The sequence below is a fragment of the Nocardia citri genome (genome assembly GCF_054065835.1).
The window spans coordinates 18,960-34,061 of record NZ_JBSUQM010000035.1; the positions used below are offsets into that span (position 1 = coordinate 18,960).

A 15,102-nucleotide genomic window follows, 5' to 3' on the forward strand; every position below is an offset into this window, starting at 1 on the left:
GGCGCGGCCGACGCCCGCCGGACCCGCTCGTGCTCAGCCCGGCCCGTAGGTCAGTACCGCACTGATCACGAACCAGATCACCCACGCGGCGGCGATGAGCATGCCGACCGCCAGGGTGATGCGCATGAACGCCCGGCCGAGATCCATATCGCCCGCCTGCCGCGGATACAGCTTCCACGGGCTGTACCAGGGCGCCTCGATGACCAGGGGCGAAGCGTTGGCCTCTCGTTCGGCCCGCGCCAACTCCACGGCGTAGGCCTCCGCCTGCGCCTGCTGTGGGCCGCCGTGCCACAACGTGATATCGATCGGACCGAGGAAACCCTCGTTGATCAGATCCTGTGGGGCAGGCAGATAAGGCAGGATGCCGAGGCTGCGGAAGGCCACCGCGACATCGTTGGCCGTCCACAGATGGATGTTCTTCTCGGATTCGGCGAGTGTCTCGAAATAATGCCGCAGCCGTTGCGGATCGGTTCCGAGGATCACATCGAAACTCGGATCGCTCCATTCCTGCTTGACCGACAACTCGGCACCACGCAGCGGCACGACCAGCGCGACACCGTGCACCGCACGTTGACCGAGACCGCGCGCGGCCAGCCAATTCTGCAGTGCGAGTGTGTGTTCGCGCGATTTGTCCAGCGGGGTGCGACGATCACGGGCCTCGCTGGCGATCGGCTGTCCGGAGATAGTCCACGGACCGCTGAGCGGCACCTCCAGTACACCGTCCTGGCGCGCGACCAGCGTCTCGGCCTCGATCACCACGCAACTGGTCGGAGTCCAGACCACCGCGTCGAACTGATGCAGCCGATCATTGTGGAACAGACTGCAATTGACCGTGGCGACGCCGTGCGGGCTGGCCGGATCCTTCCAGGTGCGCAGCCAATCGATCAGCGCCCGCTCGGCATTGGTGCCTGCCGGGTTCTGTACTCGCACGAGCATTCGCGACCGCCCTTCACGTCATCACTCGATGGTGGCAAGGATACGGACAACACGGCCCGCTTCGCCGCGCCTACGATCAGATGCGGCGTGTCACTGCGATTGTTCGGCGGCTATCTTTCCAGCCCGCACCGCGTCGGCCAATTCGGCGTGGTCGCCTTCGGCTCGATCGGCATAGCGGACCGCGAACCGCGCGACGGCATCCTCGAACGCCTCGTCACCGCCGAAATACCCGGCGAGCAGGCGCGGATCGAGGGAACGCGAATGTGCGCGGGCCAGTAGCGCACCGGCCAGGCGGCCGTAATCGTCGAGATCGTCCGAGGACAGCTCCGCCGGATCGATACTGCCCTTCATATTGCGGAACTGGCGCACCGTGAACGGTAGTTCACCGGTCTCCGAACACAGTGTGGTCCAGCCGAGCAGAATATCGGTCTCCGACTGAACCAGCCTGGCGCCCTGCACGATTCGTTCACCCTCATGCGCGGGCGGCGGCACGGGCAGGAACGGAGCCAAGGCCGACGGGTTGGCCTGTTTCAGTTGTAGTACCAGCGACTCGCCCGCATTGCCGTGCAGCAGTGCGACGTAGCTGTGCATGCCCACGCTTCCGGTGCCGACAATGCGGAAGGCGGTGTCGGACACCGCGAATCGGGCCAGCAGATTGCGCCGGGACTCGTGCAGGGTATCGCCGTAGCGCTCCAGGCCGTCGATGATCTCCTCGGTGACCTTCGCATCCACCGGTGTGAGAATCGGTGGGTCACTGACGAATCGGTGTTTGCTGATCCCGGTCTGGTGATCCTCGAGATGTTCGGTCCATTTCTCGACCACCTTGGCGCTGGTGTTCTTGCGCGCCTTCTTCGCGGCCTTTTTGAAATCGTCGAGCAGATCATCGGCCTTGGCCCTGCTGATGATCGACTCGTCCGGCAGTGCGCTCCACGATTCCATGAACGGTATCTCAGCGAGATGATCGATGGCGAGGCGATAGCTGCGGGCCGCATCCCGCGCGGCCCGCAGGCAATCGTCTTCGGCCGCACCGCCTTCGCGGCCCGCTAACACCAGACTGGCCGCGAGCCGCTCCAGGTCCCACTCCCATGGGCCGCGGATCGTTTCGTCGAAATCGTTGATGTCCATGACGATTTCGCCGTGTGACGTACCGTACAAACCGAAATTCGCGGCGTGTGCGTCACCGCAGATCTGGGCGGGTACGCCGGTGTCCGGGCTCCCGGCGAGATCGGCGGCCATAAGTCCGGCCGCACCGCGATAGAAAGTGAACGGTGAGGCGAGCATGCGTCCCACCCGCAGCGGTATCAGATGTGGCAACCGACCGGCATTGCTCGTCGCCATGAATTCGAGCAGATCCGGTCGCTGGGACCAGGTGGCCGCTCGATCCCGGGCGCTCAGCGGAACCCGCTGACGCAGCGCCCGTCCGCGGGCACGGACATCCTCGGCAGGAACATACAAGCGAAGATCGATACCACCATGCAGCACTGTGTTCATTCTGCCGTGTCTGCGCGCGGCATGTTCGCGGCCCCCTGCTGTCTCGAATGAAGTGGGTATCGGGACGGCGACCGCACCTGGGCCGGTCAGGTAGCGGGCACCGCGGGATCGACCGGCGTGATCGGCAGCCGCAGCGCGCCGGCAGCGGATGCGGGCACCGTCGGACGTTTGGGGGCGACGGGGCAGATCCGGCGATACGCCGAGCCCAGTTCCGGGCGCGGATCGGCGTCGTCCTTATTGGGCCAGAAGGCCATTGCGCGCTCGGCCTGGGCGGTGATCGTCAGCGACGGATTGACACCGAGGTTCGCCGTCACCGCCGAACCGTCCGCGACATGCAGTCCGGGATGACCGAATACTCGCTGATACGGGTCGACCACACCGGCTTCCGGGCCCGCGCCGATCACACAACCACCGATGTAGTGCGCGGTGGCCGGGATATTCAGCACATCCATGATCAGGCCGTGGGTATCGCCGTTCACCTTGGCGCCGAACCGTCTGCCGATATCGTGCGCCAGTGGAATCCAGGTCGGATTCGGTTCGCCGGTGCCCTGTTTGGTCTTCAACTGTCCGCGCTTGCGGTAGGAGGTCAGCGAATTGTCCAGCGACTGCATGACCAGCAAGATCACCGACTTCTCCGAGGCATGGCGGGCATTGAGGCTGCGCAGGAATACCAACGGGTGCAACACGATTGCCAGCAGGAAGCGCAGGAACCGGAACGCGCCGCCGTCCACAATCGGTACCGACATCGGGAACAGCGCGTTCTGTCTCTTGCCGTAATGGCAGACCTCGATGTGGGTATCGGCCTCCGGATGGATCGAGGAGGTGATCGCGATGCCCTCGGCGAAATCGCGATGTGAGCGGCTCACCACATTGAGGATCGCCTCGGAATTGCTGCGGGTCAGCTCACCCAGGCGCGGCGACAGATTCGGCAGAATCGCCTCGTCGCGCATCTTGTGCAGCAACTTCTGCGTGCCGAGCGCCGCACCGGCAAATACTACCTGTTCGGCGGTAAAATTATGGTGCTGCTTGCGAATCCACCGGTCTGAGCGCTTGGTTTCGACCGTGTATCCGCCACCGGACAGCGGCCGGACCGCAGTCGCGGTGGTCAGCGGATGTACCTCGGCTCCGGCCTTTTCGGCCAGATAGAGGTAATTCGTCGTAGTGGTGTTCTTGGCATTGTTCGGGCAGCCGGTGAAACATTGCGCACAATGCACACAGCCGCGGCGGTGCGGACCCGCGCCGCCGAAATACGGATCCGCGACCTCGGTGCCCGGATCGGCCTCGTTGAAGAAAACGCCCACATTGGTCGGGTGGAAGGTATCGCCGACACCGAGATCATCGGCAATCTCCTTGATCACCGCGTCGGCAGGCGTCATTCGCGGATTCGGAGCCACGCCCAGCATGCGCTGCGCCTGGTCGTAATACGGCGCCAGTTCGACCTGCCAATCGGTGATGTGGGCCCACTGCTTATCGGTGTAGAAGTTCGGCAGTGGCTCGTAGAGGGTATTGCCGTAGATCAGTGAACCACCGCCGACGCCCGCGCCGGAGAAGACTGCGCATTTACCGAGCACGCTGATCCGCTGCGGTCCGGTCAAACCGAGCCGTGGCGCCCAGATCGATTTGCGTACATTCCAATTCGTTTTCGGAATGTCCTCGGTGCGCCAGCGCCGTCCGGCCTCGAGCACACCGACCCGGTAGCCCTTCTCGGTCAGGCGCAGTGCGCTGACGCTGCCGCCGAATCCGGAGCCGATCACCACCACGTCGTAGTCGAATGCTGGCATGGTTTGCCTCTCTGGACCGCGCGATAACCGTGTGAGATGGTTCCACAATCATTCTGTCACCCGGGTCGGTGCGGTGTATCGCACAGCAGGCGGATGCCCGAAAGTAGGCGCTATGGCGTACCCGGATGGCGTGAACCGGGGTCGGTGCGGTATGCACGGGCTGTGACTACCGAATCGGGGAAAACGGAACCGGGCGAGCGTGCCGGCTCCGGCGCGGACAACCCGGGAAAAACGGGCGGTCCGGCCGCGGGCGGCATCTTCGCCGACCGCATCGTGACCCTCCCGAATATCTTGAGTGTGCTGCGACTGGTCGGCGTGCCACTGTTCGTGTGGTTGCTGCTGGTCGTGCGGGCCGACGGCTGGGCATTCACGCTGCTGGTGCTCAGCGGTGTGACCGACTTCCTCGACGGCAAGCTGGCCCGGCTGCTCGACCAGTCGTCGCGGCTGGGCACGCTGCTGGATCCGTTCGTGGATCGGCTGTTCCTGGTGACCACCCTGGCCGCATTCGTGATCCGCGGATTGCTGCCCTGGTGGGTCGCGGTGATCCTGATCGGCCGCGACGCCGTCCTCGCGCTGACTCTTTCGGTGTACAAACGCCGCGAACTGGATCCGCCCGAGGTCATCTATCTGGGTAAAGCCGCCACCTTCGCGTTGATGTCGGCGCTGCCATGGTTGCTGGCCGGTCAGATGGATTGGGCGCTGGCAGGTTTCGGCCGTGCTTTCGGCGGGGCATTCCTGGTCTGGGGCACCGCGGTGTATGTGTGGACCGGCATGCTCTACGTCTGGAAGGCATTCGCCGTCGCGCGAGCGATACCGGCGGTGCCACGCCGCAGCGAGTAGCGATTAGAGTTGCGTCGAGTAGACGACGAAAGGACGGCCGGTGACCCAGACCCCCGAGGATCTGCGCTACACCGAAGAGCACGAATGGGTGCGGCGGATCGGACCGACCCGGGTTCGGGTGGGCATCACCGATTACGCCCAGTCTCAACTCGGTGACGTTGTGTTCGTGCAGTTGCCCGAGGTCGATAAGGAGGTGGCCGCCGCAGACAGTATCGCCGAGGTGGAATCGACCAAGAGCGTGTCCGATATCTACGCTCCACTGGCCGCGAAAGTCGTTGCGGTGAACGATGTTCTGGATTCGGTGCCGGAAACGCTGAACACCGATCCCTATGGCGAGGGATGGATCTTCGAGCTCGAATTGAGCGACGAGACGAGCGTGGACACCGCGCTCGGTGAACTACTGGATGCCGCAGGTTATCAAGGAGTTATCGGGGGCTGACCCAGCCTTCCCAGTTCTACCTGCACGGGTACGCCCCGGCAGGGTACGGTCAATGCCAACAGATGTACCGGCGCTTGGCAGCCGGTGTTCTAGCGCCAGGATCCCCAGGTCGTGGCGGTGAAGGCAGCACCTGCTTGCATGGATAATCAGGTTCGAGGAGGAGAGAAACGGTGAGCGAGAACAAAGACCCGGGTTACGGGGAGACCGCGGCCGAGACGACGTCGGTCTTCCGCGCGGATTTCCTGAACGAGGTCGACGCGTCGCGCTCCGCTGAGGTGACCGGCGAACAGCCGGTCCAAGGGGTCGAGGGCCTGCCGGTTGGTGCTGCCCTCTTGGTCGTGAAGCGAGGCCCGAATGCGGGCTCGCGGTTCCTGCTCGATCAGCCGACCACGTCGGCGGGGCGCCATCCCGACAGTGACATCTTTCTCGACGACGTCACCGTCAGCCGTCGGCATGCCGAATTCCGGCAGGACGACGATTCCTTCCAGGTGGTCGATGTGGGCAGCCTCAACGGCACCTACGTCAACCGGGAGCCGGTGGACTCCTCGGAGTTGCAGAACGGTGACGAGGTTCAGATCGGCAAGTTCCGCCTCGTCTTTCTCACCGGCCCGCGGGCCCAGGTGAACGAACCGTCGGCGGGTGCGGGCAGCCTGTGACATCAGCGGCACGGATTCACGTGTCGGTGGTGATGACAGGGATGAACGCTGTGTCATGAAAGGCTCGGTGCTATGACGGGCGCGGCGCAGTGGGCTCGCGGAGGCATGTCGATCGGCTCCGTGCTGGACCTGCTGCGACCGGACTTTCCGGACATCACCATCTCGAAGATCCGATTTCTCGAGTCCGAAGGGCTGATCCGACCCGAGCGCACACCGTCGGGTTATCGCAGGTTCTCGATCGCGGACTGTGAGCGGCTCAGGTTCGTGCTGACCGCACAACGCGATCAGTACCTGCCCTTGAAGGTGATCAAGGAGCAGCTCGAAGCGATCGACAGCGGTGCGGCGACGCTCGGTGTGCGGGAAGCCCGCGCCCGGGCGCACTCCGGCCGCAACGGTGCGTCGGAGCCCGGGCACGTCATGCCCGACTCCGAGCCCACCGCAACACCGGCGCCGCACAGTGGCGCACGCACCGCCGCGCCACGCAGACTGGGTATCGTGCCCGGCGAGATCTCGCCCGAAGAGCTGCGATTCGACCACGAAATCCGGCTCACCCGGGCGGATCTGCTCGCTCAGGCCGAGATCGACGAGAAATTCCTCGCCGATTTGATCCGGGCCAATCTGATCAGCCCGAGCACCGCCGGTTTCTTCGACGAGGATGCGGCGACGTTGGCCAAGACCGCGAAGGCGATGGCCGAATTCGGCTTGGAGGCACGGCATTTGCGCGCCTTCAAACTGGCCGCCGATCGCGAGGCCGCACTGGTGGCGCAGATCGCCGCCCCGATCGCGAAGAGCCGCGATGCCGGTGCCCGGGCCCGTGCGGAGGAGACGGTGCGGGAGTTGGCGGCATTGTCGCTGACACTGCACACCTGCCTGGTGAAGGCGTCGGTGCGGTCTTCGCTCGGCGGCTGAGTTCCGACGGACACATCGGAGGTTGCTTTGCGTTCCAGACGGGCAACACGCCGATTTCGGCTGTGCAGAGGGAATGCTGCATGCTTCGAGGTTCGCTTAGACTCATGGGTACGGCGAGCTCTGCAGCGGTCATGGCGGGCGGCCGGCGAGTTATTGGGAGGCAGTGCGATGAGTGAGATGCGTGTAATCGGCATTCGTGTCGAGCAGCCACAGAACCAGCCCGTGCTGTTGCTCCGCGAGGTGTCCGGAGACAGGTATCTGCCGATCTGGATCGGGCAGGCCGAGGCGACCGCGATCGTGCTGGAACAAGAGGGGGTGACTCCGATCCGTCCGCTGACCCACGATCTGATCAAGATCTTGATCGCCGACCTCGGGCACACCCTCAAGGAAGTGCGGATCGTGGATCTGCAGGAGGGCACCTTCTACGCGGATCTGGTCTTCGAGAACGATCTGCGGATCTCGGCGCGGCCTTCGGATTCGGTAGCGATCGCCTTGCGGGTCGGTTGCCCCATCTATGCCGAGGAGCCAGTGCTCGAGGAGGCGGGGCTGGTCATGCCGGACGAGCGCGAGGACGAGGTGGAGAAGTTCAAGGAGTTCTTGGAGTCGGTCTCCCCGGACGACTTCAAGGCAACCGATAGCTGAACCGACCAGGCGGACCGGTGTCGTCGGTCCGACATGCCCGTCTTTCTGCTGGCCCTCGAGTAGAGGTCGAGACTCTTACCGCGCGTCGCGTTTGGTCGGATGATGCGGCTCCCGGGACAATCAGGGGGAGTAATCTCGATACTTGGACCACGTCCGTTATGGCCGGTCGTTGGTCGTGACGGAGCCGGGTCATCGATGAGGCAAGGCGTCGGCGAAGCAAGGGAGTGGTCAGTGGCAGAGCAATCGCAGGATGTGGTACAGCCAGGCCTGTTCCCGGATGATTCGGTACCCGACGATTTGGTCGGCTACCGCGTTCCCAGCGCGTGTCAGGTGGCCGGGATCACGTACCGGCAGCTCGACTATTGGGCACGGACCGGATTGGTCGTGCCCTCCATCCGAGGTGCTGCGGGTTCGGGCAGCCAACGGCTGTATTCGTTCAAGGACATTCTGGTCCTGAAGATCGTGAAGCGACTTTTGGACGCGGGCATCTCGCTGCAGAACATCCGCATCGCGGTCGACCATCTGCGCAGCCGCGGCGTACAGGATCTGGCGGGTATCACGCTGTTCTCGGACGGGACCTCGGTGTACGAATGCACCTCGCCCGAGGAGGTTGTCGATTTACTGCAGGGTGGGCAGGGCGTCTTCGGAATCGCGGTCAGCGGCGCCATGCGGGAACTGACCGGAGCCATCGCCAACTTCCCGGCCGAGCGGGCGGTGAGCGGCAGTGCGAGCGAACGTCCGGAAGACGAATTGTCCTTCCGACGCAAGGCTCGGATGAATCGGAAGACCGGCTAGAAATCGAATCGGGTGCCCGTCGCTACTGCGGCGGGCACTTGTCGTATGTAGCGCAGTGATGGGCACTACACGCCCATCCCGTTCCGATGGCGTCATTCGTTGCGCGCGCGGCATAAACTAGCGATGCGTCGCCGCCGTGCGGGAGAGTTCCGGACTTCACGAGAGTTCGGGCGCCGAAGGAGCAGCACCTCCCCGTCAATCTCTCAGGCAAAAGGACCGTACGGGCTTCGACGTCTCTGGAAAGTGGTGATTGGCGCACACGCGGCGACCACCCGCCCATGGGGAAAGGAGTCCCGGGCCTGTCGATTGGCGGCAGGGTTTCGTGGCGTCCGAATCTCTCAGGCTCCGCGACAGAGGGGGAGGGCTGGAACCCGTCGGCCGCCGTTGGTCGACCCCGCCCGACCTTGGAGTTGACGTGACTCGATCATTCGCCGATCGCCATATCGGACCCGACCGGGACGAACTTGCCCGGATTCTGGACGTTATAGGCGTAAAATCGCTGGACGAGTTCGCCACCGCGGCGCTACCGGCGAGCATTCTGGACCGCTCCGGTCTGGAGGTGCTGCCGCCTGCGGCCACCGAGCACGAGGTGCTCACCGAACTGGCCGAACTGTCCCATGCCAATACCGTCGCCGCCTCGATGATCGGGCTCGGCTACTACGACACACTGACCCCGCCGGTGCTGGTGCGTAGCCTGCTGGAGAATCCGGCCTGGTACACCGCCTACACGCCGTACCAGCCCGAGATCAGCCAGGGGCGGCTGGAGGCGCTGCTCAACTTCCAGACCATGGTGTCGGATCTGACCGGGATGGCGGTGGCCAATGCGTCCATGCTGGATGAGGCCACCGCCGCCGCCGAGGCAATGACGCTGCTGCGCCGTGCGGGCAAATCCAAGTCCGCGCGTCTGCTCATCGATGACGATCTGTTTCCGCAGACCAAGACCGTGCTGTACACCCGGGCCGAGCCGCTGGGCATCGAGATCGTCTCGGCGGACCTGTCCGGCGGCGAGTCGCCCGAGGGGGAATTCTTCGGGGTGCTGGTTCAGGTTCCGGGCGCGTCCGGCCGGATCGTGGACTGGCGGCCGGTGATCGAAGCGGCGCACGAGCGTGGTGCATTGGTGGCGGTCGGCGCGGATCTGCTTGCGCTGACCTTGATTACGCCGCCGGGGGAGCAAGGCGCCGACGTATGTTTCGGTACCACACAGCGTTTCGGGGTGCCGATGGGCTTCGGCGGTCCACACGCCGGATATCTGTCGGTGCACACCCAGCATGCGCGGCAGCTGCCCGGCCGGTTGGTCGGTGTCTCGGTGGACGCGGATGGCAACAAGGCCTACCGGCTCGCGCTGCAGACCCGTGAACAGCACATTCGCCGGGAGAAGGCGACCTCGAATATCTGTACCGCGCAGGTGCTGCTGGCCATTGTCGCCGCGATGTACGCGAGTTACCACGGTGCCGACGGGCTGCGTGCGATCGCCCGTCGCGTGCACGCGCGTGCCGCCGCAATCGCGGCCGGGCTCGATGGTGTTGTGGTGCACCAGAATTTCTTCGACACGCTGCTGGTGCGCGTGCCAGGCGGCGCGGAATCCGTTGTCGCGAAGGCGAAGTCGAGCGGGATCAACCTGCGGCTGGTGGATCCCGATCACCTCGGTATCGCCTGTGACGAGGCCACCACCGAGGCGCATGTCACCGCGGTGCTGGAATCCTTCAACACCGGACTGCCGTCGGGCGTCGGCGATCCGGCCGGTGCGCCGAGCCTTTTCGAAGGTTCGATCGAGACCCGCACCTCGAAATTCCTCACCCACCCCGCATTCACCAGCTATCACACCGAAACCGCGATGCTGCGTTATCTGCGCAGGCTCTCCGATAAGGACATCGCACTGGACCGCAGCATGATTCCGCTCGGCTCCTGCACCATGAAGCTCAATGCCACCGCCGAGATGGAGGCCATCACTTGGCCCGGTTTCGCCCGGGTACATCCCTACGCGCCCTTCGAGGATGCGCCCGGTCTGCTGCGGGTGATCACCGATCTCGAGGACTGGCTCTCGGCCATCACCGGATACGATCAGGTGAGTCTGCAGCCGAATGCGGGCAGTCAGGGGGAATACGCCGGGCTGCTGGCCATTCGGCGTTACCACCTGGATCGTGGTGACACACACCGGGATACATGTCTCATTCCGTCCAGTGCGCACGGCACCAATGCGGCCTCGGCCACCATGGCGGGGCTGCGCGTGGAGGTCGTGAAGTGCCGGGAGAACGGCGATGTCGACCTCGATGATCTGCGCGCCAAGATCGCCGACCACGCCGACCGGCTGGCTTGCATCATGATCACCTACCCGTCGACGCACGGTGTGTACGAGCACGAGGTCGCCGAGTTGTGCGCCCTGGTGCACGATGCGGGTGGGCAGGTGTACGTCGACGGTGCGAATCTGAATGCTCTGGTGGGCCTTGCTCGTCCGGGACGGTTCGGTGGCGATGTCAGCCATTTGAATCTGCACAAGACCTTCTGCATTCCGCACGGTGGCGGCGGTCCAGGCGTCGGACCGGTGGCGGTGCGCTCGCATCTGGCGCCGTACCTGCCGGGTGACCCGCTCGAACAAGGTTCGCACGCGGTGTCGGCGGCCAAGTACGGTTCGGCGTCTATCCTGCCGATCACCTGGTCTTATATCCGGATGATGGGTGCGGATGGCCTGCGCAAGGCTACGTTGACCGCGATTGCCTCGGCCAATTACATCGCGCGTCGGTTGCACGAGCACTTCCCGGTGCTGTACACCGGTGAGAACTCGATGGTCGCGCACGAGTGCATTCTGGATCTGCGCGAGATCACCAAGCGGACCGGTGTGACCGTCGACGATGTGGCAAAGCGGTTGGCGGACTATGGATTCCACGCGCCGACCATGAGCTTCCCGGTGGCCGGCACGCTCATGGTGGAGCCCACCGAGAGCGAAAACCTTGCCGAGCTGGACGAATTCATCCTCGCGATGACCGCGATCCGGGGCGAGATAGATCAGGTCGCCGCGAGTGTGTGGCCGGTCGACGACAACCCATTGCGCGGTGCGCCGCATACGGCGGCCTGTCTGGTGGGGGAGTGGGAGCACCCGTACAGCCGGGAGGTCGCGGTGTACCCGCAGGGGCTGGATCCGGCGCGGGGCAAGGTCTGGCCCGCGGTGCGGCGCATCGATGGCGCCTACGGTGACCGCAACCTCGTCTGCTCCTGCCCGCCACTGGACGCGTACTGACGGTTACCAAGCCGTACCTCGACCCCGATGCAGGTCGGCTCGGTAACGATCTTCACTGTGCGGCAGCCGCTTTGGCATAGGTATTGACCAGATCGGGCCAGCCGCCCTCGCTCTGCACCCTGTCGCGCATGGATTCCCAACCCGCGCTGTGCTTTTCGAACTCCGAATGCACCAGGGTGACGGTCGTGCGGTCGGCGGTGACGGATGCGAAGGTGACATCGACGCGGCTGGCGCGGTCCGGATCGTCTCATGCTGCCAGGTCGGGCTGATCTCCCAGGAGAATGCGAAATGCCGCGGCGGATCCCAGACGAGCACGGTGCCCCAAGAACATTCGGCACCGTCCGCTTGCACGCCGAAGCATCGTCCGCCCTCGCGAGGTTCGATAACCTCCTGTGCGAGTTCGCCTTTGCCGATGTGATGGGCACGCGGCCACCATCTGTCGATCCCCTTGGTGAATACGACGTACGCCTGCACGATCGGTGCGTCGACGACCAGTTCGACCCGAACTTCCCGATCGCTCAACGGCTGTGTCATGACTTCTCGTGTTCGGAGGTGCCGGCCGCCCGCCCCCGTCGCGACCTGCCGGTTGACCCCCCGCTATCCGCGTCGTGAATGGTCGGAGGAGCTCCCGATGCATCGACGGATAGGGACCGAGGCGGACGATCTCGGTGGCGGGCCGATCCCCGGGCCTGCCGAGCTACAGCGTGCGATCAGTGCACGGTAGCGATGAATGCGACAAATGATCGGGGCCGGTATGGGCCGACGAACCGCCGCGGCATTTCGCATCGACGGATGCGAAGGCCAACGGCGGGGTTGACTGTGTCGGGTTCCGGGGGCGGTGGGTCACGCCGACGCGGACTCGGGTTCGAGTTCCGAGATCTCGCTGAGGGCTTCGATTCCCAGCTCAGCCCGCGTTGCGTCGATGACGGCGCGTTCGTCTTGGACGGTGTTGGCAATCGCCTTGTGCCACAGTGCGCGGATCGCGTTCACGTCGTCCATGGTTGCCTCGAGGTCGAGTTCGACTTTGAGGCGTTGCACGGTGATGCTCTGGGCCGCGGTGAGGGTGCGGAGGAGATCTTCGCAGCGCGCCGGGATCTTGGCGTTCGACAGGACGCGCAGGCGGGTGATGTAGCCGTTGCATGCAGAGATGCTCTGTTGTACTTCCTTGCCGAAACTGTCTACCTCCTCGACGGATTCGGCCTTCCAATCGAGGGTGTCCCACAGGGCTTCGCGGACATCGGCGGCGGCGAGCAGTACCGAGGAGATCGCGGTCAGAATCGACTCGCGCCGCCACTTGTCCTGTTCGCGGCGTTCCGCGGCGGCGTTGGCGTTGTCGATGTTGCGTTGCGCGGCGTCGTGGGTTGTCTCGATATTGCGCTGTGCGGCGTCCAGTGTGGTCCGGTTGCGCTCGTCGGCTGCGGTGATCGCGTTGCGGTTCGTCCGGTTGTTGATCAGGACGCCGATGAGCGCCGCGGCGGCGACGATGAGCGAGCTGAGAAGCGGGAGCCAGGAAGTCACCGGGTCATCATTGCATTGCGGGGTGCTCCACTGTGCCCCGATCGGGCCGTGAGGTCGCCCGGGCGGCGCTGCGGCCTGCGGGCTTCGGCCGCACCAGAGGGTGTCTTACGTGGTCAGCAGTTCGTGTGTGATGAACGGGCGGTAATAGATCGGCGCCATGGCGAAGTGAACAATCTCCTCGACCTCGATAATCTCGAGGAGATTGCCGCGGACGATCACTCACGGCGTTGTCAACGCATGCATGACCGCGGTCCCGAAGCTGATGTCATCCGACGTCGTCAGCCGCGTGTACGTCCCGCCGGTTCGCTGCGCGGCGGTTTGGAGGGTCTCCGTGCCGGTGCCGCCGATAACGATCACATCGATGCGAACCGGGTGGGCTGGATCGGCGGCGGAGGTCAGGTCGGTAAGCAGCTTGGCTCCGGTGGCGGTGGAGTCGTCATCTGGGCCGTCGGTGATGAGCAGAACCGAATTGGTGAGCCCTGGAGAGTATCCGCGAACAGCTGACTTGTAAGCGGCGATCAATGACGGATACGCCTGGTCGGTGCGGGATCCGGCAGGCTGGACCGCCTCGAGTGCGGTATCCAACACGGTGCGTTGCTGATTGCTCAGTGGCGCGGTGGGTGTCTGGATCTTGTACGGCGTTGTCCCGTCGAGGTTCTTGCCGAACGTCCATACGCCGAGTCCGAAGTCCGGTGGCATCACATTCATCGTGGAGCGAATCGCGCCGAGCGCATTCGAGAGCCGGGTGGTGGGTCCGTCACTATTGCCCATCGAGGACGATACGTCGAGCAACACCGTAGCCTGCACGCCGAGAACAGGATTGGCGAGGGTGGCCCGGACCTTGTCCAGCGCGGTACGTGACGGCGCGGGTGTGGCGGTGGCTGGTGCGGCGGTGAATCCGGCGGCGGTGAAGGCAGCGGACTGTTGGGGTGCGCGCAGGTAGTCGGCGAACAGCGATGCAATCAGATTCTGGGTCTTGTCCACCCACGCCCCGGACATCAGCGCGGCGGGATGATCGGCGACCGGTGCCGTCCCCGCGGGCCGAAATGACGACATACCACCGAGGGCTTTCAGTTGCTGCTCAGTAGCGGCGACCGCATGAATGGGTGAATTCATCCCACCTATGGCGGCCAATGCGGCCGTCGTATCCGCCGCCTGCGGCGCCTGCGCGGCGAGTCCGGAGATCGCGGCGACGACCTGACCGGACTGCGCGACCTGGTCGGTGAGCGGATCGGTCCCCGACACCGCGGAGCCGACTGCGGCCGCCGCCGCCAGCGTGGAGTCACCGGTTGGCAGCGCCATCCGCAGCCCACTCCATCCGGCCAGCCCGAGCTCACCGAGCGAACCCTGTTGCAGCCGTGGCAAATCCGCCCAGGTGACCTTGGCTTGCTCCAGCGCTCGCCGCAGATCCTCGGGAACGGCGACCACGATCGGACTCATCGCGACCGGCGCGGGTGTGCCCTCGACGAGGCCGGGCACCCGCATGGATTCGATGGATCGCATCGAATCGGCGATCCACAGTCCCGGCTGCGGTCCGAGCGCAGCGTTCCACGCGCTGCCCGCGGTGAACCCCGCGATGATCGCCGCCGACGGCTGCGTCGTCACCACCACGTTCGCGCAATGGTCGCGCACCTTCGGATTGGTCGCGTTGTAGCGCTCGGCCGCGGCCCGCACCGGATCGGCGATATCCGGATCCACCGTTACGAACAGCGTCGACGGCCCCTCCTTGCATTCCGCCGCGGCCGACCTGTCACGGTTCGCGGCGCGATCACTGAGTTGAAAAAACGCGAAGACCGCCGCGACTAGCAGCAAAACGGCAACCACTGCGATAACCGGACCTTTGCTGACGCCTCGGGACCT

General features: G+C 64.8%; 12 protein-coding genes and 1 riboswitch. Of the genes, 7 read left to right on the forward strand and 5 right to left on the reverse strand.

Annotated features, from left to right (window positions below):
- Window positions 1–33: 33 nt before the first annotated feature.
- The 3 genes from ACW2Q0_RS28800 to ACW2Q0_RS28810 all read right to left on the reverse strand — a co-directional run bounded on the left by ACW2Q0_RS28800 (window position 34) and on the right by ACW2Q0_RS28810 (window position 4,208).
- Window positions 34–936 (reverse strand): nuclease-related domain-containing protein, encoded by a 903-nt coding sequence (locus ACW2Q0_RS28800; protein WP_457194064.1) that lies wholly within the window; start codon window positions 934–936, stop codon window positions 34–36.
- Window positions 937–1,026: 90 nt separating this feature from the next.
- The gene (locus ACW2Q0_RS28805) at window positions 1,027–2,427 is read right to left on the reverse strand and encodes a DUF2252 domain-containing protein (protein ID WP_457194065.1); all 1,401 of its coding nucleotides are present in this window, start codon (window positions 2,425–2,427) and stop codon (window positions 1,027–1,029) included.
- Window positions 2,428–2,513: 86 nt separating this feature from the next.
- Window positions 2,514–4,208, reverse strand: coding sequence for a GMC oxidoreductase (locus ACW2Q0_RS28810; protein WP_457194066.1), 1,695 nt, complete (start codon window positions 4,206–4,208; stop codon window positions 2,514–2,516).
- A 255-nt stretch (window positions 4,209–4,463) separates the two neighbouring features.
- Here ACW2Q0_RS28810 and ACW2Q0_RS28815 point away from each other — a divergent pair, with 255 nt between their 5' ends.
- From ACW2Q0_RS28815 to gcvP, 7 genes are all read left to right on the forward strand, one after another.
- Window positions 4,464–5,048 carry a CDP-alcohol phosphatidyltransferase family protein gene (locus tag ACW2Q0_RS28815; RefSeq protein WP_457194090.1) on the forward strand — a complete coding sequence of 195 codons (585 nt, stop codon included), beginning with the start codon at window positions 4,464–4,466 and terminating at the stop codon, window positions 5,046–5,048.
- A gap of 40 nt (window positions 5,049–5,088) precedes the next feature.
- Entirely contained in the window at window positions 5,089–5,487 is a 399-nt protein-coding gene (gene gcvH / locus ACW2Q0_RS28820; protein WP_457194067.1) for a glycine cleavage system protein GcvH, read from the forward strand.
- Window positions 5,488–5,657: 170 nt separating this feature from the next.
- Window positions 5,658–6,143: an oxoglutarate dehydrogenase inhibitor Odhl gene (odhI, locus tag ACW2Q0_RS28825; RefSeq protein WP_354956478.1), complete on the forward strand. Its 486-nt coding sequence runs from the start codon at window positions 5,658–5,660 to the stop codon at window positions 6,141–6,143.
- Between the two features lie 72 nt (window positions 6,144–6,215).
- Window positions 6,216–7,052, forward strand: a complete 837-nt coding sequence (ftsR, locus tag ACW2Q0_RS28830; protein ID WP_457194068.1) for a transcriptional regulator FtsR — start codon at window positions 6,216–6,218, stop codon at window positions 7,050–7,052.
- 168 nt (window positions 7,053–7,220) lie between these two features.
- On the forward strand, window positions 7,221–7,694 hold the full coding sequence (locus tag ACW2Q0_RS28835) for a bifunctional nuclease family protein (protein ID WP_063037414.1): 474 nt from the start codon (window positions 7,221–7,223) through the stop codon (window positions 7,692–7,694).
- Window positions 7,695–7,889: 195 nt separating this feature from the next.
- The gene (locus tag ACW2Q0_RS28840; protein ID WP_040689886.1) at window positions 7,890–8,489 is read left to right on the forward strand and encodes a MerR family transcriptional regulator; all 600 of its coding nucleotides are present in this window, start codon (window positions 7,890–7,892) and stop codon (window positions 8,487–8,489) included.
- Window positions 8,490–8,618: 129 nt separating this feature from the next.
- A riboswitch (glycine riboswitch) is annotated at window positions 8,619–8,718 on the forward strand.
- Window positions 8,719–8,904: 186 nt separating this feature from the next.
- On the forward strand, window positions 8,905–11,724 hold the full coding sequence (gcvP, locus tag ACW2Q0_RS28845) for an aminomethyl-transferring glycine dehydrogenase (protein WP_457194069.1): 2,820 nt from the start codon (window positions 8,905–8,907) through the stop codon (window positions 11,722–11,724).
- Window positions 11,725–12,567: 843 nt separating this feature from the next.
- Here gcvP and ACW2Q0_RS28850 read toward each other — a convergent pair.
- Both ACW2Q0_RS28850 and ACW2Q0_RS28855 read right to left on the reverse strand, forming a co-directional pair.
- Window positions 12,568–13,242 carry a hypothetical protein gene (locus tag ACW2Q0_RS28850; protein ID WP_457194070.1) on the reverse strand — a complete coding sequence of 225 codons (675 nt, stop codon included), beginning with the start codon at window positions 13,240–13,242 and terminating at the stop codon, window positions 12,568–12,570.
- Between the two features lie 219 nt (window positions 13,243–13,461).
- Window positions 13,462–15,066, reverse strand: coding sequence for a VWA domain-containing protein (locus ACW2Q0_RS28855; RefSeq protein ID WP_457194071.1), 1,605 nt, complete (start codon window positions 15,064–15,066; stop codon window positions 13,462–13,464).
- Window positions 15,067–15,102 lie beyond the last annotated feature (36 nt).

Bases quoted from the DNA above. Each gene is read 5' to 3' on its own strand.
- ACW2Q0_RS28805 (WP_457194065.1), bottom strand. From the start codon at position 2,427: ATGAACACAGTGCTGCATGGTGGTATCGATCTTCGCTTGTATGTTCCT.
- ACW2Q0_RS28835 (WP_063037414.1), top strand. From the start codon at position 7,221: ATGAGTGAGATGCGTGTAATCGGCATTCGTGTCGAGCAGCCACAGAAC.
- ftsR (WP_457194068.1), top strand. From the start codon at position 6,216: ATGACGGGCGCGGCGCAGTGGGCTCGCGGAGGCATGTCGATCGGCTCC.
- ACW2Q0_RS28810 (WP_457194066.1), bottom strand. From the start codon at position 4,208: ATGCCAGCATTCGACTACGACGTGGTGGTGATCGGCTCCGGATTCGGC.
- ACW2Q0_RS28840 (WP_040689886.1), top strand. From the start codon at position 7,890: ATGAGGCAAGGCGTCGGCGAAGCAAGGGAGTGGTCAGTGGCAGAGCAA.
- ACW2Q0_RS28800 (WP_457194064.1), bottom strand. From the start codon at position 936: ATGCTCGTGCGAGTACAGAACCCGGCAGGCACCAATGCCGAGCGGGCG.